18 protein-coding genes are annotated in these 21,421 nt (G+C 64.2%); 5 read left to right on the forward strand and 13 right to left on the reverse strand.

From position 1 onward, the window contains the following. Positions 1-22: 22 nt before the first annotated feature. The 13 genes from IM738_RS02540 to IM738_RS02600 all read right to left on the reverse strand — a co-directional run bounded on the left by IM738_RS02540 (position 23) and on the right by IM738_RS02600 (position 14,770). A complete protein-coding gene (locus tag IM738_RS02540) occupies positions 23-2,581 on the reverse strand; it encodes a FimV/HubP family polar landmark protein (RefSeq protein ID WP_236964328.1) in 2,559 nt (852 codons plus the stop codon). 339 nt (positions 2,582-2,920) lie between these two features. Continuing rightward, positions 2,921-4,051 carry an aspartate-semialdehyde dehydrogenase gene (gene asd, locus IM738_RS02545; RefSeq protein ID WP_236964329.1) on the reverse strand — a complete coding sequence of 377 codons (1,131 nt, stop codon included), beginning with the start codon at positions 4,049-4,051 and terminating at the stop codon, positions 2,921-2,923. 302 nt (positions 4,052-4,353) lie between these two features. After that, positions 4,354-5,424, reverse strand: coding sequence for a 3-isopropylmalate dehydrogenase (gene leuB / locus IM738_RS02550; RefSeq protein WP_236964330.1), 1,071 nt, complete (start codon positions 5,422-5,424; stop codon positions 4,354-4,356). Between the two features lie 26 nt (positions 5,425-5,450). After that, on the reverse strand, positions 5,451-6,095 hold the full coding sequence (gene leuD / locus IM738_RS02555) for a 3-isopropylmalate dehydratase small subunit (protein ID WP_236964331.1): 645 nt from the start codon (positions 6,093-6,095) through the stop codon (positions 5,451-5,453). Positions 6,096-6,110: 15 nt separating this feature from the next. Next, positions 6,111-7,532 (reverse strand): 3-isopropylmalate dehydratase large subunit, encoded by a 1,422-nt coding sequence (leuC, locus tag IM738_RS02560; protein ID WP_236964332.1) that lies wholly within the window; start codon positions 7,530-7,532, stop codon positions 6,111-6,113. Positions 7,533-7,562: 30 nt separating this feature from the next. Then, positions 7,563-8,504, reverse strand: a complete 942-nt coding sequence (locus IM738_RS02565; RefSeq protein WP_236964333.1) for a LysR substrate-binding domain-containing protein — start codon at positions 8,502-8,504, stop codon at positions 7,563-7,565. 250 nt (positions 8,505-8,754) lie between these two features. Then, positions 8,755-10,065 carry a citrate synthase gene (locus IM738_RS02570; RefSeq protein WP_236964334.1) on the reverse strand — a complete coding sequence of 437 codons (1,311 nt, stop codon included), beginning with the start codon at positions 10,063-10,065 and terminating at the stop codon, positions 8,755-8,757. 25 nt (positions 10,066-10,090) lie between these two features. Beyond that, positions 10,091-10,381, reverse strand: coding sequence for an FAD assembly factor SdhE (locus IM738_RS02575; protein ID WP_236964335.1), 291 nt, complete (start codon positions 10,379-10,381; stop codon positions 10,091-10,093). 19 nt (positions 10,382-10,400) lie between these two features. Then, on the reverse strand, positions 10,401-11,105 hold the full coding sequence (locus tag IM738_RS02580; protein WP_236964336.1) for a succinate dehydrogenase iron-sulfur subunit: 705 nt from the start codon (positions 11,103-11,105) through the stop codon (positions 10,401-10,403). A gap of 38 nt (positions 11,106-11,143) precedes the next feature. After that, positions 11,144-12,949: a succinate dehydrogenase flavoprotein subunit gene (gene sdhA, locus IM738_RS02585; protein WP_236964337.1), complete on the reverse strand. Its 1,806-nt coding sequence runs from the start codon at positions 12,947-12,949 to the stop codon at positions 11,144-11,146. A 4-nt stretch (positions 12,950-12,953) separates the two neighbouring features. Further along, the gene (gene sdhD / locus IM738_RS02590) at positions 12,954-13,319 is read right to left on the reverse strand and encodes a succinate dehydrogenase, hydrophobic membrane anchor protein (RefSeq protein ID WP_236964338.1); all 366 of its coding nucleotides are present in this window, start codon (positions 13,317-13,319) and stop codon (positions 12,954-12,956) included. A gap of 19 nt (positions 13,320-13,338) precedes the next feature. Beyond that, the gene (gene sdhC / locus IM738_RS02595; RefSeq protein ID WP_236964339.1) at positions 13,339-13,770 is read right to left on the reverse strand and encodes a succinate dehydrogenase, cytochrome b556 subunit; all 432 of its coding nucleotides are present in this window, start codon (positions 13,768-13,770) and stop codon (positions 13,339-13,341) included. 163 nt (positions 13,771-13,933) lie between these two features. Next, the gene (locus tag IM738_RS02600; RefSeq protein ID WP_236964340.1) at positions 13,934-14,770 is read right to left on the reverse strand and encodes a GntR family transcriptional regulator; all 837 of its coding nucleotides are present in this window, start codon (positions 14,768-14,770) and stop codon (positions 13,934-13,936) included. Positions 14,771-14,996: 226 nt separating this feature from the next. On the opposite strand from IM738_RS02600, the gene IM738_RS02605 reads away from it, so the two are divergent. From IM738_RS02605 to IM738_RS02625, 5 genes are all read left to right on the forward strand, one after another. After that, on the forward strand, positions 14,997-15,983 hold the full coding sequence (locus IM738_RS02605; RefSeq protein ID WP_236964341.1) for a malate dehydrogenase: 987 nt from the start codon (positions 14,997-14,999) through the stop codon (positions 15,981-15,983). Positions 15,984-16,001: 18 nt separating this feature from the next. After that, positions 16,002-16,982: an HpcH/HpaI aldolase/citrate lyase family protein gene (locus tag IM738_RS02610; protein ID WP_236964342.1), complete on the forward strand. Its 981-nt coding sequence runs from the start codon at positions 16,002-16,004 to the stop codon at positions 16,980-16,982. A gap of 44 nt (positions 16,983-17,026) precedes the next feature. Further along, the gene (gene acnB / locus IM738_RS02615) at positions 17,027-19,627 is read left to right on the forward strand and encodes a bifunctional aconitate hydratase 2/2-methylisocitrate dehydratase (RefSeq protein WP_236964343.1); all 2,601 of its coding nucleotides are present in this window, start codon (positions 17,027-17,029) and stop codon (positions 19,625-19,627) included. Positions 19,628-19,886: 259 nt separating this feature from the next. Beyond that, entirely contained in the window at positions 19,887-20,828 is a 942-nt protein-coding gene (locus IM738_RS02620) for an AfsR/SARP family transcriptional regulator (RefSeq protein ID WP_236964344.1), read from the forward strand. 253 nt (positions 20,829-21,081) lie between these two features. Next, positions 21,082-21,414, forward strand: coding sequence for a hypothetical protein (locus tag IM738_RS02625; protein WP_236964345.1), 333 nt, complete (start codon positions 21,082-21,084; stop codon positions 21,412-21,414). The last annotated feature ends 7 nt before the right edge of the window (positions 21,415-21,421 follow it).

A 21,421-nucleotide genomic window follows, 5' to 3' on the forward strand; every position in this document is an offset into this window, starting at 1 on the left:
GGCCGGCGATCCGGAAGGGTGATCAGGCCAGGTCTGCCAGGAAGCTTCTGGCTTTGGTTTTGAGGGAGCCAGAGGCATCCGCCAACACTTCTTCGGCCAACGAGCGCGCCCCTTCCAGATCCCCGATGGCACGAAATTCTTCGGCCAGCGACAGTTTGGTTTCCAGTGGGCTTTCTGCGCCGAGTTCACCCTCCGATGTGGCCTCTTGAGGCGATTTGGAGTTCAAGTCCAAGCTGAGTTCGCTCAGGTCAAACGACATCAGTTCGGGCGCTGTCGTGGTCGCAGCTTTGGTCGACGAGTTCGGCTCTTCGGGCACGTTCAGTCCAAACTCGGGCAACACCTCGCTGTCATCAAATGTGGGTTGCCCATTCGCACCCTGCGTTGTCGTGAGCGGTGTGAGTGGGATGGGTTCCGAAGGAAAATCCAAGTCAAAGTCCATGGACCTGGAATTGGGCGCGTCGTTGGTCGACGTTGGCAGCGATGTCAGCGCATCGGTCTGAGAAAGGTCGTCCATGCCCGACACCTGGGCGTCCCTCAAATCGGGCACAGCGGACAGGGGAGCGGGCCGAGAGGCTTCCTCCAGCGTGATGTCCAGATCCAGATCGAGGTCGCCCTCTGACATGTCGCCGGGCCTTGTGTTCTGTGACAGGGTGCTGTTGCCAAAAGGCACGGTGTTGAGGCCGATCGGTACAGCCGCTCCAAGCTTGGCGGCCGGACTGCCTCCAGGCTGATACAGGCTGTTGGTCGGGTCCAGCACCTTGCCCAATTCGCAAGCATGCTCCCACTCGGGGCCCTGACCCTGGGTCAGTCCGTATGCTTCGGTCGCAACGACTTCAAAGGCTCTTGCGTCACGGCGTTTGGCGTAAATTTCCAGGAGCTTGTTGTGGATGGCCACACGCGTGGGTGTGCTGCGCATCGCTTCCTTGAGGATCTCTTCGGCTTGAAGATCCCGTCCATAGGCAAGGTAAACATCGGCTTCTGCCACCGGATCCACATCACCTGCCGCGTCGAGCTGGCTCGGCGAGTACACCATGGAGGACCCAGAGGCCGCAGCCTCGTTGGTGTCAATGCGTTGACCTCCGCTGGATCCGAAGAACGAGTCAGGCTGCAACCTGCTTTCGAGGAAGGAGCTGTCGACGCCTGCACCCTTCTTTTTCTGTCTCATGCGGTAGAACGCCAGCCCGCCCAGCAAGGCCAGCAGGGCCCCAGCGCCGGGCAACACCATGGGGTTGCCCAACAATTGGTCGAGGAAGGATGGGTCCGCCGCGGGGACGGGAGCCGCCGCAGGGGGTTTGCGTACCGGTGCGGGTGGCGCCACTGGAGCTGGCACAGGTTCTGGTGCGGGCGCAGTCACCGGTTCTGCTGCGGGTACAGGAGCAGGAGGTGCCACGGCGGCCTCCGGTGCAGCGACGGGTGCTTGTGTTGGGGCGGGGGCAGGAGTGGCCACCACCGCAGGAACGGTGGAGGGAGCAGGGCTGGCCGCCGTAGCAGGTTTTGCAGGACCACTGCCGGTACCGCCAGCTGGGGCAGCAGGGCCCAATTTGGCCAGATCGTCAATGTTGCGCGAGAGTTCTGCCACGCGTGTGGACGACTCGATCGCCTGCCGTTCCTTGGCTATCTGCTCTTCTTTGGCCCCCTGACCTGCCACGGCACCCTTTGAAAGGGTGAGCTTGTCCTGGGTCGTGGGCGCGGGCTTCTTGTCTTCAATCTCGGCCTGGACGCGGCCGGTGGCCTGGCGGTCTGCGGCAGCCACGGCAGCCGCTGGGACGGCCCCGGCAAGGCGGCGGCGGAACTCGTTGAAATCGCGGCTTTGGGCCGACACGATGCGCCGCGCCTCGGTGGCCGACACCTCATTGGCAGCAGTTTCTGCCGGCAGGTCCAGTATGGCCCCCGCCTTGATGCGGTTGATGTTGCCTCCGATGAAGGCGTTCGGGTTGGCGCGCAGCATGGCCACCAGCATCTGATCCAGCGACGCATTGGCGGGACGGTTCGCTGCTGCGATGCGTCCAGCGGTATCGCCGGCCTGAATGCGCACTTGTTTGCCCGAAGTCCCGGTCGAAGTCTCCCGCGCGGGCGCCTCGACGGGTTTGTCCTGTGTGGGGCGGATGGGGGGAGTGGGCGTGGCTCGCTCCGCTGGCGCCGCCGGGAGGGCCACCGGCGCCGCACTGGTGGCCGGTGAAGCACCCCTGGCTGCTGGTGCCGCGGCCGCTGGCTGCGCGGCCACACCTGCGGGCAGAGGCGCAGTGGTGCTCTGCTGCAGTTTGGGTGGGTCCAACAGCAATGTGTAATCCCGAACCATCCTGCCCGACGCCCAATTGGCCTCCAGCACCATGTCCACAAAGGGTTCGTTCACCGGCCTTGAACCCACCAGACTCAGGAAGGAACGACCGTCGGCTCGCTTTTGCAGGTTGACTTGAATACCGTTGAGTGCGGCGTTGTAGTCCATGCCCGCTGCACGGAAGGCATCGATGGAGCCCAGGTTGACGCGCAGGCTGGCCGCTTCTTCCGGTGTGATTTCTAGGACTTCAACCTCTGCACGCAGAGGTTCTCCCAGTGATGACTGAATGGCAATGCGACCCAAGGCCAAGGCTTCCGCCTCGCCGTGATGCAGAAAGGTGACGCACAGCAGAGCCGCAGCCGCAACCGCGTGCAGCTTCACTGGTCCACGCGGAGCGGAGGTGCAAGGAGCGGTCACCGTCCTGAAAATAGGGGTTTGGCAGGTGGGATAGGGCACATGTACCTCGACGTAAAAAACCTAGAATTGACCTTAACATCAACGCATTACGGTGACAAGCTGAGAATCCGCTTGAGTTTCAAGGCCTGCAAAAGCTCGGTGTGTCCGACAGTTTCGCGTTGCGGCCTCACAACGACAAAGCCGGCCTTGGGGCCGGCTTTGTTTGCAAGTCACACCTAAGTATTATCAGGCTTCGAGCAGGATGCGCAGCATGCGGCGCAGCGGCTCGGCAGCGCCCCACAGCAACTGGTCGCCGATGGTGAAGGCGCCGACGTATTCCGGCCCCATCGCCAGCTTGCGAATGCGGCCGACCGGGATGGTCATGGTTCCGGTCACGGCCACGGGCGTGAGGTCCCTGATCGTGGCTTCGCGGGTGTTCGGCACCACTTTGGCCCAGGGGTTGTCGGCGGCGATCATGGCTTCGATATCGGCCACCGGCACGTCCTTCTTCAGCTTGAAGGTCAGGGCTTGGCTGTGGCAGCGCATGGCGCCCACGCGCACGCAGAAACCGTCCACCGGAATGGCGGCCGAGCCGAATCCCTCGCCCATGCCGAGGATCTTGTTGGTTTCGGCCATGCCCTTCCACTCTTCCTTGGACATGCCGTTGCCCAGGTCCTTGTCGATCCAGGGAATCAGCGAGCCGCCCAGTGGCACGCCAAAATTGGCGGTTTCGGCGCTGGTCAGCGCGCGTTGCTTGGCGATCACCTTGCGGTCGATTTCCAGGATGGCGCTTTTGGGGTCGTCCAACAGTGCCTTCACTTCCGCGTTCAGCGTGCCGTACTGCGTGAGCAGTTCGCGCATGTGTTGGGCGCCGCCGCCCGATGCGGCTTGATAGGTCTGGGTGCTCATCCACTCGACCAGACCCGCTTTGTACAACGCACCCACACCCATGAGCATGCAGCTCACGGTGCAGTTGCCACCGACCCAGTTCTTGCCGCCTTTGGTTAAAGCATCCTTGATCACCGGCATGTTGACCGGGTCCAGAACGATGACGGCGTCTTTTTCCATGCGCAAGGTGGAGGCTGCGTCGATCCAGTGGCCGTTCCAGCCCGCAGCCCGCAGCTTGGGAAACACCTCGGCCGTGTAGTCGCCACCCTGGGCTGTGATGATGATGTCGCAGCGCTTGAGCGCGTCGATGTTGTGCGCGTCCTGAAGCGTGGTTTCATTCCTGGCCATCGCGGGGGCTTTGCCGCCGGCGTTGGAGGTGGAGAAGAACAGGGGTTCGATCAGGTCGAAGTCCTTTTCCTCGGCCATGCGATCCATCAACACCGAGCCGACCATGCCGCGCCAGCCAACCAAACCAACCAACTTGCTCATTTCAAACGCCCTTTCAAGTAGATAAAACAGGTCCAGACCAGACCAACTTGCCCGGCTCGTCGGCCGGGGAGGGCGCACGACGAACCAGGCTGGATCAGCCCTTAATGGTCGTGGTTTTGAGGGTGATTGCGCGCACAGCCACACCGGCCAGGGCGGCAGGTGCTGTGTTCAGGTCGAACAGGCGGGCGGCAAACATGGGAAGCGATTGTACGGGACTGAGCCTTGGATGGAACTGACACGCTGCGGCAAAAGAACAGGCAGCCCTTGGGCTGCCTGTTCCAGGGTCTAGGCGAGGGGAGCGATCAGCTCAGCGCCTTGACTACCGCGTCGCCCATTTGCGCGGTGCCCACCTTGGTCGTGCCATCGCTGTAGATGTCGGGCGTGCGCAGGCCTTGGGCGAGGACCTTCTGAACGGCGGCTTCGATGCGTTGCGCAGCAGCTTCCTGGTTCAGGCTGAAGCGCAGCATCATGGCCGCGCTAAGGATCGTGGCCAGCGGGTTGGCCACGCCCTTGCCAGCGATGTCGGGCGCGCTGCCGTGACTGGGTTCGTACAGGCCCTGGTTCTTGCTGTTGAGCGAGGCTGAGGGCAGCATGCCTATGGAGCCGGTGAGCATGGACGCTTCGTCCGACAGGATGTCGCCAAACATGTTGCCGGTGACCACCACGTCAAAGGCCTTTGGCGCCTTGACCAGTTGCATCGCCGCGTTGTCCACATACATGTGCTGCAACTCCACGTCGGGGTACTGGGCGTGCACTTCGGTGACCACGTCTTTCCAGAACTGGAAGGTTTCCAGCACATTGGCCTTGTCGACGCTGGTCACCTTTTTGTTGCGCTTGCGCGCGGCCTGGAAGGCGACGTGCGCAATGCGCTCGATCTCGGGCTTGCTGTAGCGCATGGTGTCAAACGCTTCTTCCGCGCCGGGGAAGTGGCCGTCGGTGGCGACACGACGGCCACGCGGCTGGCCGAAGTAGATGTCGCCGGTGAGCTCACGGATGATCAGTATGTCCAGACCCGCGATCAGCTCCGGCTTGAGGCTGGAGGCGCCGACCAGCTGTTCGTAGCAGATCGCCGGACGGAAGTTGGCGAACAGGCCCAGGTGCTTGCGCAGGCCCAGGATGGCCTGCTCCGGGCGCAGCGGCCGGTCGAGCTTGTCGTACTTCCAGTCGCCGACGGCGCCGAACAGGATGGCGTCTGAAGCCTTGGCCAGGTTGAGTGTGGACTCGGGTAGCGGGTGGCCATGGGCTTCGTACGCCGCGCCGCCGACCAAGGCCGATTCCATCTCGAACTTGAGGTCGAGCGAGTTGAGCACCTTGACCGCTTCGGCGACGATTTCGGTACCGATGCCGTCACCAGGGAGAACTGCGATTTTCATGCTGTGAAGTGTTTCGTTGAAGTGAGTTACATCGTGTGGGCGAGCCACGGCTTCGTGGCGAGGCGCTCGGCCTCGAACGCCTCGATCTTGTCCTTGTGCTGCAGCGTCAGGCCGATGTCGTCCAGCCCGTTGATCAGGCAGTACTTGCGGAACGCGTTGACCTCGAAGGGAATCTCTTCGCCCTGCGGCTTGACGATCACCTGGCGTTCCAGATCGATGGTGAGCTGGTAGCCGGGGAAGGCGTGCACCTCGTTGAACAGCTGGTCCACCTGGGCTTCGTTGAGCACGATGGGCAGCAGGCCGTTCTTGAAACAGTTGTTGAAGAAGATGTCGGCGTAGCTGGGCGCGATGATGGCGCGAAAGCCGTACTGGTCGATGGCCCAGGGCGCGTGTTCGCGGCTGGAGCCGCAGCCAAAGTTGCGGCGCGTGACCAACACAGAGGCCCCTTGGTAACGCGGCTGGTTGAGCACAAAGTCGGGGTTGGGTTGGCGGCTGGCCGGGTCCTGGCCAGGCTCACCCTTGTCAAGGTAGCGCCACTCGTCGAACAGGTTGGGGCCAAAGCCCGTCTTGCGGATGGACTTGAGGAACTGCTTGGGGATGATCGCGTCGGTGTCGACGTTCTCGCGGTCCATCGGTGCCACGAGGCCTTGGTGAACGGTGAATTTCTGCATGGTGTGTCTCGTGGATCAGGCGATGGTGCGGACGTCGATGAAGTGGCCGTGGATCGCGGCAGCGGCGGCCATCGCGGGCGAGACCAGGTGGGTGCGGCCCCCGGCGCCTTGGCGGCCTTCGAAGTTGCGGTTGCTGGTCGAGGCGCAGCGCTCGCCTGGCTCGAGCCGGTCGGCGTTCATGGCCAGGCACATCGAGCAACCGGGCTCGCGCCACTCGAATCCGGCGGCCTTGAAGATCTCGTGCAGGCCTTCGCGCTCGGCCTGGTCTTTCACCAGGCCGGAGCCGGGGACGACCATCGCCAGTTTGATGTTTTTCGCGACCTTCTGGCCCAGCTTCTTGACCACGGCCGCGGCCTCGCGCATGTCTTCGATGCGGCTGTTGGTACAGGAACCGATGAACACCTTGTCCACGAAGATGTCGTTGAGCGGCTTGCCGGGTTCCAGCGCCATGTAGGTCAACGCGCGCTCCATGGCGCCGCGCTTGCTGACGTCTTTTTCTTTCTCGGGATCGGGCACACGGGCATCCACACCCAGCACCATCTCGGGCGAGGTGCCCCAGGTCACCTGCGGCACGATCTGGGTGGCGTCCAGCTCGACCACGGCGTCGAAGGTGGCATCGGCATCGGAGAACAGCGTCTTCCAGTAGGCCACGGCCTGGTCCCATTCCACGCCGGTGGGCGAGAGCGGACGACCCTTGACGTACTCGATGGTCTTGTCGTCCACCGCCACCAGGCCGGCGCGCGCGCCGCCTTCGATGGCCATGTTGCAGACCGTCATGCGGCCTTCCATGCTGAGCGAGCGGATGGCGCTGCCACCGAACTCGATGGTGTAGCCGGTGCCACCGGCGGTGCCGATCTTGCCGATGATGGCCAGCACGATGTCCTTGGCGGTCACGCCCTTGGCGAGCTGACCGTCCACACGCACCAGCATGTTCTTGGCTTTCTTGGCCAGCAGGGTCTGCGTGGCCATGACGTGTTCGACCTCGCTGGTGCCGATGCCGTGGGCCAACGCGCCAAAGGCGCCATGGGTCGACGTGTGCGAGTCACCGCAGACCACGGTCATGCCGGGCAGCGTGGCGCCGTTTTCCGGGCCGATCACGTGCACGATGCCCTGGCGCTTGGACATGAAGGGGAAGAAAGCGGCGGCGCCAAACTCGGCGATGTTGCTGTTGAGCGTGGTGATCTGCTCTTTGCTGATCGGGTCGGTGATGCCGTCGTACCCCTGGTCCCAGCCGGTGGTGGGCGTGTTGTGGTCGGCGGTCGCGACCACCGAGCTGACGCGCCAGACCTTGCGGCCGGCCTGGCGCAGGCCTTCGAAGGCCTGCGGGCTGGTGACTTCGTGCACCAGGTGGCGGTCGATGTAGAGCACGGCGGTGCCGTCTTCTTCGGTGTGGACGACGTGTTCGTCCCAGATCTTGTCGTAGAGCGTGCGTGCCATGGGGTGGGGTTCTCCGGTGGGGCTGAAATTTTAGAGCGGGGTGGTGTGAGCGGTGGCTTGTTCGGACAGGTGGCTCACCAGCAGACGGGCGCTGACGGGCAGGCTGGAGAAATCGCGCGCGACCAGTTCGATGCGGCGGTTGGCCCACTCGTCGCTCAACGCAATGCAGGCGAGTTCGCCGACGCCGTGCATCAGCTCAAAGGCACGCCGGGGCATCAGGCCGACACCCAGGCCGTTGTGGATCATGCGGCACATGGCGTCGAGACCGGTGACCCGGATGCGCAATCGGATGCCGCGACCGGCCTCGGCCGCGGCGGCGTGCATGGCGAGGTAGATGGAGCTGTTGGCGTGCAGGCCCACGTGGTCCCACTCCAGGCTGTCGGCGAACGACAGGATCTTTGCCTCTGCCAGCGGGTGGCGACTCGGCACCACCAGCGCGAGCTGGTCCTGGCGGTAGGGCCTGATCTGCAGCCCGCCCGGCTGGCTGGTGGCGCCGGCGTGGCAGATGCCCAGATCGGCGGCGCCTTCGTGCACGGCGCGCAGCACCTCGGTGGAGAGGTGTTCTTCCAGATCGATCTTGATCGCGTCATGCTGCCGGATGAAGCTGCCCAGGTCCTCGGGCAGGAACTGCACGATCGCCGAGATGTTGGCGTGCACGCGCACGTGGCCCCTTACGCCGTCGGCGTACTCGGACAACTCGCCCTGCATCTTGTCCAGGCTGAACAGCATCGAACGCGCGTGGTGGAGCAGGCTCTGGCCGGCGGGTGTGGGGCTGGCACCCCGGGCGTGGCGGTAAAGCAGCGGGGTGCCCACGGCACTTTCGAGATCGGAGAGGCGTTTGCTCACGGCCGAGGTGGCCATGAATTCTTGCTCCGCCGCCTTGCCGATGCTGCCGCGCTCGCACACCGCCACAAAGAGCTGGAGCGAGGTGAGATCGAGGCGGCGGGTGAAGCTGCGGTCCGGGGCGTTCATGGTTGACTCGTCGTCAATGACGATGAGTCAATGATTTTCGCACCTTGGATTTGGTTTTGTCGTCGTATTTGACGATGGGTGCCCCCGCCAAAACAAAACCCGCCGTGAGCGGGTTTTGTGGATGAGGAGAAGCCGGACCATGGCTTTTTGAAGGGCAGTCCACGCAGGGCACTGCGAAACCGGCTTCGCCGGGCCGCCAGTGCCGCCCCCTTGAGGGGGTGACGCCGCAGGCGGCGCGGGGATGGGTCTCTTACCTCGAAGCCAGCGGTTTCACGTCGCGGCGCTCGGCGCCGGTGAACAGCTGGCGCGGACGGCCGATCTTGTACTCGGGATCGCTGATCATTTCGTTCAACTGGGCGATCCAGCCGACGGTGCGGGCGAGGGCGAAGATGCCGGTGAACAGGTTGACCGGGATGCCGATGGCGCGCTGCACGATGCCGGAGTAGAAGTCCACGTTCGGGTAGAGCTTGCGGCTGACGAAGTACTCGTCTTCCAGCGCGATCTTTTCCAGCTCTTTGGCCAGCTTGAAGAGGGGGTCGTTCTCCAGGCCCAGTTCTTTCAGGACTTCGTCGCAGGTTTCCTGCATGAGCTTGGCGCGCGGGTCGTAGTTTTTGTACACGCGGTGGCCGAAGCCCATGAGCTTGACGCCGGAGTTCTTGTCCTTGACCTTCTCCATGAACTCGCCAACCTTGGCCACGCCGCCCTGGCGCTGGATGTCTTCCAGCATGTTCAGGCAGGCCTCGTTGGCGCCGCCGTGGGCAGGGCCCCAGAGGCAGGCCACGCCGGCTGCGATGGCTGCGAACGGGTTGGTGCCCGACGAACCGCACAGGCGCACGGTGGAGGTGGAGGCATTCTGCTCGTGATCGGCGTGCAGGATGAAGATGCGGTCCAGCGCGCGTTCGAGCACCGGGTTGACCTTGTACTCTTCGCAGGGAGTGCCGAACATCATGCGCAGGAAGTTGCCCGAGTAGCTCAGGTCGTTGCGCGGGTACATGTAGGGCTGGCCGATGCCGTACTTGTAGGCCATGGCCACCAGCGTGGGCATCTTGGCGATCAGGCGGATGGCCGCGATCTCGCGGTGCTTGGGGTTGTTGATGTCGGTGCTGTCGTGATAGAAGGCCGACAGGCCACCCACCAGGCCCGTCAGAACCGCCATGGGGTGGGCGTCACGGCGAAACCCGCGCATGAAGAACTGCATCTGCTCGTTGACCATGGTGTGGTTGATCACGAGCTTGTGGAAATCACTGCGCTGGGTTTCGTTCGGCAGTTCGCCGTTCAGCAGCAGGTAGCAGGTGTCGAGGTAGTCGCAACCGGTGGCGAGTTGCTCGATGGGATAGCCGCGGTACAGCAGCTCGCCCTTGTCGCCGTCGATGTAGGTGATGGCCGACTGGCACGAGGCCGTGGACAGGAAGCCGGGGTCGTAGGTGAACATGCCGGTCTGTGCGTACAGCTTGCGGATGTCGATCACGTCAGGACCGATGCTGCCGGCGTACACCGGAAGGTCGACGCTGGGGCTGCCATTGGAGAACGACAGGGTGGCTTTGTTGTCTACGAGTTTCATGCGGTTTCCTTTTAAGGAGGTCTTCTTAAACGGGTTGCCGGGCGGCGCGCAGCATGCCCAGCACGTGCGTGACGTCATCACGGGCCAATTCGCCTTGGGGTGGCTTTCGGCCGAGCAGCAGATCCAGCAGATCGTTGTCGGACAAATCCATTAGAACCCCGAGAGCTTCGGCCTGCCTGACAGTCAAGTCAGATCCGTGTCTGGCAAAGAAGCTGTCGATGAACAGGTCGTTCTCGAGCAGCCCACGGCGGCAGCGCCAGCGCAGCTTGCTCAACCCACGTTGATCGAGCAGGGCATCGGTGGTGCTGGTTTCCATGGTGGGTCGGGCGGTGCGCTCAGATCGAGCGCATCACCATCATTTCCTTGATCTTGCCGATGGCCTTGGTCGGGTTCAAACCTTTGGGGCAGACGTCGACGCAGTTCATGATGGTGTGGCATCGGAACAGGCGGTAGGGGTCTTCGAGGTTGTCGAGGCGCTCGCTGGTGGCTTCGTCGCGGCTGTCGGCGATGAAGCGGTAGGCCTGGAGCAGGCCTGCGGGGCCAACGAACTTGTCGGGGTTCCACCAGAAGCTGGGGCAGCTGGTGGAGCAGCTGGCGCACAGGATGCACTCGTACAGGCCGTTGAGCTCGTCGCGCTCTTCGGGGCTCTGCAGGCGCTCGGTCTGGGGCGGCGGCGTGTCGTTGATCAGGTAGGGCTTGATGCTGTTGTACTGCTTGAAGAACAGCGTCATGTCCACGATCAAGTCGCGCACCACCGGCAGGCCGGGCAGCGGCTTCAGGGTGATCACGCCAGGCAGCGTGTTCATGTTGGTCAGGCAGGCCAGCCCGTTCTTGCCGTTGATGTTCATCGCGTCTGAGCCGCAGACGCCTTCGCGGCAGGAGCGGCGGAAGGAGATCGTGGGATCAACCTTCTTGAGTTTCATCAGCGCGTCCAGCAACATGCGTTCATGGCCGTCGAGTTCGACCTCGATGGTCTGCATGTAAGGCTTGGCGTCCTTTTCCGGGTCGTAGCGGTAGATCTTGAATGTGCGAAGGGCCATGGTGTTTTTCTCCGGGCGTGTTCTGTGCGGGATGGTGCTTAGAAGGTGCGGACCTTCGGGGGCACGGACTCCACGGTCAGCGGCTTCAGGTTGACCGGCTTGTACGACAGGCTGTTGGTGGCGCTGTCCCACAGCGTGTGCTTCATCCACTCCACGTCGTTGCGGCCCAGCGGGAACTGGGCATCGTCGGCCGGACGCTCGTAGTCGTTCACGGTGTGGGCGCCCCGGCACTCGCGGCGGGCGGCGGCGGAGGTCATGGTGGCCTGCGCGGCCTCCATCAGGTTGTCCACTTCGAGCGCCTCGATGCGCGCGGTGTTGAACACCTTGGACTTGTCGGCCAGCGTGATGCTGGCCACGCGGGAACGCAGTGCGTTGATCTTGGCCACACCCTCGTCCATCGAGGCCTGGGTACGGAACACACCCGCGTGCTGCTGCATGATGGCGCGCATGTCGTTGGCCACGTCCTGGGCGTATTCGCCGCTGGTCGAGTTGTCGAGGCGAGCCAGACGGGCCAGCGTCTTGTCGGCGGCATCGACCGGCAGGGGTTTGTGGGTCTTGTTTTTGTCGTTGAACTCGACGATGTGGTTGCCGGCCGCGCGACCGAACACCAGCAGGTCGAGCAGCGAGTTGGTGCCCAGGCGGTTGGCGCCGTGCACCGACACGCAAGCGCATTCACCGACCGCGTACAGGCCGTTGACCACCTTCTGTGCACCGCTGCCATCGGGTGCGACCACCTGACCGTGGATGTTGGTCGGGATGCCGCCCATCTGGTAGTGGATGGTGGGCACCACGGGGATCGGTTCGCGCGTGATGTCCACGTTGGCAAAGTTGTGACCGATCTCTTCCACCGAGGGCAGGCGCTTGCGGATGGTCTCGGCGCCCAGGTGATCGAGCTTCATCAGCACGTAGTCCTTGTTGGGACCACAGCCACGGCCTTCCTTGATCTCCTGGTCCATGCAGCGCGACACGAAGTCACGCGGGGCCAGGTCCTTCAGGGTGGGGGCGTAGCGCTCCATGAAACGCTCGCCGTTGCTGTTGAGCAGGATGGCGCCTTCACCGCGGCAACCTTCGGTCAGCAGCACGCCCGCGCCGGCCACGCCGGTGGGGTGGAACTGCCAGAACTCCATGTCCTGCAGCGGGACACCGGCACGTGCCGCCATGCCCAGGCCGTCGCCGGTGTTGATGAAGGCGTTGGTCGACGCGGCGAAGATGCGGCCGGCGCCGCCGGTGGCGAGCAGCACGGTCTTGGCCTGGAGCACGTAGGTTTCACCGGTTTCCATCTCCAGTGCGGTCACGCCCACCACGTCGCCGTCGGCGTCGCGGATCAGGTCCAGCGCCATCCACTCGACGAAGAAGGTGGTGCGGGCCTGCACGTTCTGCTGGTACAGCGTGTGCAGCATGGCGTGGCCCGTGCGGTCGGCCGCGGCGCAGGCGCGCTGCACCGGCTTCTCGCCGTAGTTGGCGGTGTGGCCGCCGAAGGGACGCTGGTAGATCGTGCCGTCGGGGTTGCGGTCGAACGGCATGCCGAAGTGCTCAAGCTCATACACGACCTTCGGCGCTTCGCGGCACATGAACTCGATGGCGTCCTGGTCACCCAGCCAGTCGGAACCCTTGATGGTGTCGTAGAAGTGGTAGTGCCAGTTGTCTTCGCTCATGTTGCCGAGCGAGGCGGACACGCCGCCCTGTGCGGCGACGGTGTGCGAGCGCGTCGGGAACACCTTGGAGAGCACGGCGACCTTCAGGCCGGCGCGGGCGAGTTGCAGCGAGGCGCGCATGCCGGAGCCGCCAGCGCCAACGATCACGACATCAAACTGGCGCTTGGGGAGATTTGCGGTAACGGTCATGGCTTCAGAGCCTCCAGAGAACTTGAACAGCCCAGCCCAGGCAGGACAGGAGCCAGACGATGGTGAAGACGTGCAGCACCAGGCGGATGCCGGCGGGCTTGACGTAGTCCATCCAGATGTTGCGCATGCCGACCCACACGTGGTAGGCCAGGGCGACAAAGACAGCGAAGGTGAGTGCCTTCATCCACTGGGCGGAAAAGATGGCGGCCCAGGTTTCGTAGCCGATGGGACCGCTGGTGAAGACGACCTGCAACAGCACGATCAGTGTGAACAGCGCCATGACGGCAGCGGTGATCTGCTGGGCGAGCCAGTCGCGCAGGCCATGGTGGGCGCCGGTGACGACGCGCTTGGAACCGAAATTGACAGACATGGGGTTTCCTTGATCGGGTTCAGTACAGGCCGAACAGTTTGGCGCCGAGCACCAGCGTGAGGCCGATGCTGAGGACCAACGTGACGATGGCCGACGACTTGCCGAACTCTTTGGTGACCGCGTGGAACATGTCCATGTAGAGGTGACGGATGCCGGCCATCAGGTGGTGCAGGTAGGCCCAGATCAGGGCCAGCACCACCAGCTTGAAGAACCAGCCGGGCACAAAGCCGATGCCCGCCGTGAAGGCCGCGCTGAAGCGTTCGAAGGAGATTTCGGAAGACACCGAGGTGTCAAACAGCCACACGATCAGTGGCAACAGGATGAACATCAGGCCACCGCTGGCGCGGTGCAGGATCGATACCCAGCCAGCCAGGGGCAGGCGGTAGGTGGTCAGGTCCTTGAAGGCGTTGATGTTGCGGAATTCGGGCCGCTTCTTGGTCAACTCTGTCATGGTGGGGGCTTTCTTCCGGGGGGGTGGGTTCGGGATGGAAGGGTTTCTTGTAACTCGTTGGTAACTCAGACCACGGGCTTGCAAATTCTATTGCAACGCAGCATACCGGAGGCTGACGGTGGGGCTTGGCCCGGCACGTGCCTCGCAGGTCGCGTCAAGGTTTTCAGCTCAGTTCATTGTGGTAGTGGCGGATTTCAGTGCGGTAGAGCCCTCGGCGCAGCTCCATGGGCACATCGTTGTAGGTGTAGGCGAGCCGCTCGACGCTCAAGAGGGGATGGCCCACCTCCACGTCGAGCAGCGCCGCCGCGTCGGCATCGGCGGCGACGGCTTTGAGTTTTTCCACCGCACGCACCATGCGCACGCCGAACTGGGCCTCGAACAGCGCGTACATCGGCCCCTTGTCGCTGGACAGCGTCTCCAGGGTCAGGCCTTTGAAGGCCGCGCCCGGCAGCCAGATGTCTTCCAGGATTGCCTGCGTACCCGAAAACGCGAGCACGCGTTTGACCTGGAACACGGCGTCGCCGGTGCGCAGCTCCAGCTGACGCGCCACTTCAGCGGGTGCCCGCAAACGACGGCATTCGATGATGCGGCGTTCGGCAGGCCCCTGTGCTTCCAGCGTCCCGGCGTCGGGCAGCAGTCGCAGGAAGCGGTACTGGATGTGCTGTTCGGCGTGGGTCGCGACAAAGGTGCCTTTGCCCTGACGGCGCACCAGCAGGTTGTCGGTGGCGAGTTCGTCGATGGCCTTGCGCACCGTGCCCTGGCTGACACGAAAGCGCGCGGCCAGATCGAACTCGCTGGGAATCATGTCGCCTGGCTTCCATTCGCCTGCCTGGAGGCTGCGCAGGATCAGCGACTTGATCTGTTGGTAGAGCGGGCTGAAAGCCGGGGCGCCGAGCACGGCGTTGCTGGCCACGTCCCCCGCAGGCGACAGTGGGGCGTCAACGCCGATGTGGGCGTCCGGCGCGGTGCTGTCAGTGGGATTGGCGTGCGGGGTGGCCATGGTTTTGGGTCGCGATGAAGTCGCCAGCTCCTGGCAACGAATGTGTCAATCATATCTTATATAAGACATAAGACAAGTTGACGTATCAGGGTTTGCGAGGGTACACTCACGGGCTGAGTCCGACACACGTTTTCCGGGTTTACTCCTCGTCCATGTGGCTGTCATCTCGGAGGTTCGCCCCTTCGTTGTCTTCATTCCCCCAACGTCCCTTTCTGGAGTTTTCACCATGAGCAAGAAGCCCGTTCGCGTTGCCGTCACCGGTGCCGCCGGTCAAATCGGTTATGCCCTGCTGTTCCGCATCGCCTCGGGCGAAATGCTGGGCAAAGACCAGCCCGTGATCCTGCAATTGCTGGAAATCCCCGACGAGAAGGCCCAGAAGGCGCTCAAGGGCGTGATGATGGAAATCGAAGACTGCGCCTTCCCGCTGCTGGCCGGCATGGAAGCCCACAGCGACCCGATGACGGCCTTCAAGGACACCGACTACGCATTGCTGGTCGGCTCGCGTCCGCGCGGCCCCGGCATGGAGCGTGCCGAGCTGCTCGCCATCAACGGCGCCATCTTCACCGCCCAGGGCAAGGCGCTGAACGCCGTGGCCAGCCGCAACGTCAAGGTGCTGGTGGTCGGCAACCCCGCCAACACCAACGCTTACATTGCCATGAAGAGCGCGCCCGATCTGAAGCCGGGCAACTTCACCGCCATGCTGCGCCTCGACCACAATCGCGCCGCCAGCCAGCTGGCCGCCAAGACCGGCAAGGCCGTGTCCTCCATCAAGAAGCTGGCCGTGTGGGGCAACCACTCGCCCACCATGTACGCCGACTACCGCTTCGCCACCATCGACGGCGCTTCGGTCAAGGACATGATCAACGACCAGGTCTGGAACAAGGACGTGTTCCTGCCCACCGTCGGCAAGCGCGGCGCCGCCATCATTGAAGCGCGTGGCCTGAGCTCCGCCGCTTCTGCCGCCAATGCCGCCATCGACCACATGCGCGACTGGGCCCTGGGCACCAACGGCGAGTGGGTCACGATGGGCATCCCGTCCCAAGGCTGGTACGGCATCCCGAAGGACGTGATGTTCGGTTTCCCGGTCACCTGCGCCAACGGCGAATACACCGTGGTCGAAGGCCTGGACATCGACGCCTTCTCGCAGGAGTGCATCAACAAGACCTTGGCCGAGCTGCAGGGCGAGCAGGACGGCGTCAAGCACCTGCTGTAACCCGCTGGTAACCACGGCGTGATCCATCCGCGCGACATTCTTCTGGGTGCCCAGGCCGGCGCGTTCGCGCTGCCGGTCTGCGACCACTACAGCGGGGTGGAAGCGCGGATGAAAAAGAGCCTGCAGCTGCAGGCCGACCTCACGGCCGAGTACGGTACCTGCGTGTTCGACGTCACGCTCGATTGCGAAGACGGCGCTCCGGTCGGGGGTGAGGCCGAACATGCGGCCCTCGTCACCGAACTGGCGCTGGGGGCTTCCGCCGGCGCCCGCGTCGCTGTGAGGGTGCACCCCGTCGACCATGCCCATTTCGATGCCGACGTGTCCATCATCGCGGGCCAGGCCGCCTCGAAGCTGGTGCACCTCATGGTGCCCAAGGTCGAGTCCGTGGCCGATGTGCAGCGTGCTGCCAGCGCGCTCGACGCGGCCGGCGCACCCGACCTCCCTTTGCATGTGCTGATCGAATCGCCCTCTGCCGTGCACCGAGCCTTCGACATCGCTGCGCACCCGCGTGTGCAGTCGCTGAGCTTCGGTCTGATGGACTTTGTGTCCTCGCACGGTGGTGCCATCCCTTCTTCGGGCATGGGCGTGGCAGGGCAGTTCAGCCATCCGCTGGTGCTGCGCGCCAAACTGGAGATTGCCTCGGCCTGCCATGCCCATGGCAAGGTGCCTTCGCACAACGTCGTCACCGAGTTCAAGGACCTGGCTGCGCTGCGGGTTGCTGCGCAAACGGCCGCCCGCGAGCTGGGCTACACCCGCATGTGGAGCATCCACCCGGATCAGATCCGCACCATCGTGGCGGCCTTTGCCCCGGCCGAGGCCGAGGTGCAGACGGCCCTGGCCATCATCGAGCGCGCAGCCTCTGCCCATTGGGCGCCGGTGCAGCACGACGGTCGCCTGCACGACCGCGCGAGCTACCGCTATTTCTGGCAGGTGATCGAACGCGCGCACCAGACCGGGCACCCCTTGCCCGATGCCGTGCGTGGCTGGTTTCCTGCATAGCCCTTTCCCATTCACACCCATCACCCACCCCACCGGAGAACGCCATGTCGACCTTCCTGACCGACTACCGCGCCCACGCCGCCGAACGCGCAGCCCTGGGCATTCCCCCGCTGCCGCTCGATGCCAAGCAGGTCGCCGCCCTGATCGAACTGATCAAGAACCCTCCCGCCGGCGAAGACGCGTTCCTGATGGACCTGCTGACGCACCGCGTGCCCCCGGGCGTGGACGATGCCGCCAAGGTCAAGGCCAGCTTCCTGGCCGCCGTCGCCCACGGCGATGAAAAGGTGGCCCTGATCTCCAAGGCCAAGGCCACCGAGCTGCTGGGCACCATGGTGGGCGGCTACAACGTGCACCCGCTGATCGAACTGCTGGACGACGCCGAGGTGGCGGCCGTGGCCGGCGCGGCGTTGAAAAAGACGCTGTTGATGTTCGATTACTTCAACGACGTGGCCGAGAAGGCCAAGGCCGGCAACGCCGTGGCCAAGGAAGTCATGCAGAGCTGGGCCGACGCCGAGTGGTTCACCAGCCGCCCTGAAGTCGAGAAGAAGATCTCCGTCACCGTGTTCAAGGTGCCCGGAGAAACCAACACCGACGACCTGTCGCCCGCTCCGGACGCCACCACGCGCCCGGACATCCCGATGCACTACCTCGCGATGCTGAAGAACACCCGCCCCGACGCGGCGTTCAAGCCCGAGGAAGACGGCAAGCGTGGCCCGATGCAGTTCATCGAGGACCTGAAGAAAAAGGGCCACCTGGTCGCCTACGTGGGCGACGTGGTCGGCACCGGCTCCAGCCGCAAGTCGGCCACCAACAGCGTGGTGTGGGCCACGGGTCAAGACATCCCCTTCGTGCCCAACAAGCGTTTCGGTGGCGTCACGCTGGGCGGCAAGATCGCCCCCATCTTCTTCAACACGCAGGAAGACTCCGGCTCGCTGCCGATCGAAGTGGACGTGTCCAAGCTGGAAATGGGCGACGTCGTTGACGTGATGCCCTACGACGGCAAGCTGGTCAAGAACGGCGAGACCGTGGCCGAGTTCAAGCTCAAGAGCGACGTGCTGTTCGACGAAGTGCGTGCCGGCGGCCGCATCAACCTCATCATTGGCCGCAGCCTGACCGCCAAAGCGCGCGAGTTCCTGGGCCTGCCCGCGTCCACCCTGTTCCGCCTGCCCAGCGTGCCCACGGCCACCAACGCCGGTTTCACGCTGGCGCAAAAAATGGTCGGCCGCGCCGTCGGCCTGCCGGAAGGCCAGGGCGTGCGCCCGGGCACCTACTGCGAGCCGAAGATGACCACCGTGGGTTCGCAGGACACCACCGGCCCCATGACCCGCGACGAGCTGAAAGACCTGGCCTGCCTGGGCTTCAGCGCCGACCTGGTGATGCAGTCCTTCTGCCACACCGCCGCTTACCCCAAGCCGGTGGACGTGAAGACCCACCGCGAGCTGCCCAAGTTCATCTCCAGCCGCGGCGGCGTGTCCCTGCGCCCGGGCGACGGCGTGATCCACAGCTGGCTCAACCGCCTGCTGCTGCCCGACACGGTGGGCACTGGCGGTGATTCCCACACCCGCTTCCCGATCGGCATTTCGTTCCCCGCCGGTTCCGGCCTCGTGGCTTTTGGTGCCGCCACCGGCGTGATGCCGCTGGACATGCCCGAGTCGGTGCTGGTGCGCTTCAAGGGCGAAATGCAACCTGGCGTGACCCTGCGCGATCTGGTGCACGCCATTCCGCTGTACGCCATCAAGCAAGGTTTGCTGACCGTGGCCAAGGCCGGCAAGATCAACGAATTTTCCGGTCGCATTCTGGAAATCGAAGGTCTTCCCAACCTCAAGGTCGAGCAAGCGTTTGAACTCTCCGATGCGTCTGCCGAGCGCTCCGCCGCCGGCTGCACCATCAAGCTCAACCCTGAGCCGATCAAGGAGTACCTCACCAGCAACATCGTGCTGATGAAGAACATGATCGCCGACGGCTACGAAGACAAGCGCACCCTGCAGCGCCGCATCGAGAAGGTGGAAGCCTGGCTGGCCAATCCCGAACTGCTCGAAGCCGACAAGGACGCCGAATACGCGCACGTCATCGAGATCGACCTGGCCGACATCAAGGAACCCATCCTGTGCTGCCCGAACGATCCGGACGACGCCAAGACGCTGTCCGAAGTGGCCGGCACCAAGATCGATGAAGCCTTCATCGGTTCGTGCATGACCAACATCGGCCACTTCCGCGCCGCGGCCAAGCTGCTCGGCGGCCAGCGCGACATCCCGGTCAAGCTGTGGGTCGCTCCGCCGACCAAGATGGACGAGAGCGAGTTGATCAAGGAAGGTCACTACGCCAGCTTCGGCGCCGCCGGTGCGCGCACCGAGATGCCGGGCTGCTCGCTGTGCATGGGCAACCAGGCGCAGGTGCGCGAAGGCGCGACCGTGGTTTCCACCTCGACCCGCAACTTCCCCAACCGCCTGGGCAAGAACACCTTCGTGTACCTGGCCTCGGCCGAGCTGGCGGCCATTGCGTCCAAGCTGGGCAAGATCCCGACGGTGGCCGAGTACCACGAAGCCATGGGCATCGTGAACAAGGACGGCGCGGCGATCTACAAGTACCTCAACTTCAACCAGATCGAGGAATACGTGGAAAACGCCAAAGGCGTGACGGCCTGATCAGCCCCGTTTCGCGTCTATGGAAAAGCGGCCCTTCGGGGCCGCTTTTTTTCGTCGGGACCCTTGGCATCAAGGGGTGTTCTTGTTTCAACCTGTTTCTTGTAAGGCCAAGATGTTTCAGGCACTCCCCATCCGGAGTAACAGGGGCTGGGGCTCCCTTGTGGGGGGCGTTCAATTCATGGATAGTCGGGACCCCGCTCATGCATGGGGCTGCTGGTCGGAGGAGGGCGTTCCCGTTGACCCCGTAAGGAGAGACAGGATGTTGCGCATCTGGCTGTTTGGTTCTCTCAGCGTGGCTCACGGCGTGGACAGCGAGGGGGTGACGTCGATTTCAGGCCGCTGCGGCAGCCTTCTGGCGTACCTGGCGCTGGGCCGCGGACGCTGTTTCAGCCGGAGCGAGTTGCTCGGCATCCTCTGGCCGGCGCAGGGCAATGCCTCGGTGAACGCGGGTTCGTTCAACACCGCGCTGTGGCGCCTGCGCCGCATCATCGAGTGCGGGCCGGTGCGTTGCGGCGATCTCATCGCCAGCGATCGCCGGGGGGGCATTGGCCTGAGTGGTTCGGCGGACATCTGGCTGGACACCGAGGAGTTCGAGCACAGCATCGCGCCAGGGCTGGCCAAGCCGATCGAGCGCCTGGTCGACGCCGAGATCGACGGTCTGCGCAAGGGCGTGGCCCTGTACAAGTCCGACATCCTGACCGACTTCATCGATGACTGGGCGCTGCGGGAGCGCGAGAAACACCGCAGGCTCTACCTGAATGCCTTGTGGCGGCTGATGCAGGTGGCGACCGTCCGTGGCCAGTTCGGCGAAAGCATCCGCCACGCGCAGAGCATCCTGGACTGTGATGCCCTGCGGGAAGACGTCCACCGTGAGCTGATGCGCCTGTTTGTGCTCAGTGGCCAGCGCGCCCAGGCGCTGCTGCAGTTTGAATCGTGCCGCCAGCTGCTGCGGCGGGAACTGTCGATCGGCCCCATGCGGGAGACCATGGACCTCTACCGCCAGATCGCGGACAACGCGGTGTCGGGCGTGCAGGCGGTGCCCGTGGTGCCGACCGGTGTGACCGGCCAACCGGCACCTTGGCTGCCAACCCTGCCGCCGGACCCGCAAACCCCGCGCCAGCAGCTGGTGGTCGCGGCCCGCCAGTACCTGGCCCTGGCCGACAGCCAGCTCGAGTTGAGCCTGCGACCTCCCCCGGCCTGAACGGCCTGTCCCGCGATCCCGGGTGGGCGCCACCCGAGGCGTCCGCGCTCCAATCCCCTTTGTGTTCACCCCTGGCCTGGCGGCCTCGTTGTTGCGCGCCTGGCGGGGCGCCGTGCGCGACCGTTCGGCGGGCGTCACCGACCCATCACCTTGCGCCGACGAGGGCGTGATGTTGGCGTGATGTTGGTGTGATGGGGGGGTGATGTGCCAGGCGCAGAGTGCATTCATTCCACCGAAAACGCCGAGTTCACCCATGGCATTGCTCGAAGACCGCACCGCTGTTTTCATCGTTCGCATCTGGTGTGAACGCGGCGACCAGCCCAGCAGGGACCCCGAGTGGCGGGGCTCCGTGGAGCATGTGAAAAGTGGCCAGCGGGCGTATTTCCGGCAGCTGGATGCGGTGCTCGACTTCATGAAGCCGCACCTGTCGGAGATTGGCATCGATGCGCAGCAGCGCTTCTGGGAGCGCATTTCGTCGGTCATGGACGACGACCGCGCCAGCGACACCGCCGAGTTCCGGGTCGGCGCACCGGCCCGCGATGCGGCGGGCGATGCCGAGGTTTCTCCAACCTGCAAACACCGCTAGGAGCCGA

The organism is Hydrogenophaga sp. SL48 (assembly GCF_021729865.1).
In the GTDB taxonomy this organism is placed as follows: domain Bacteria; phylum Pseudomonadota; class Gammaproteobacteria; order Burkholderiales; family Burkholderiaceae_C; genus Hydrogenophaga.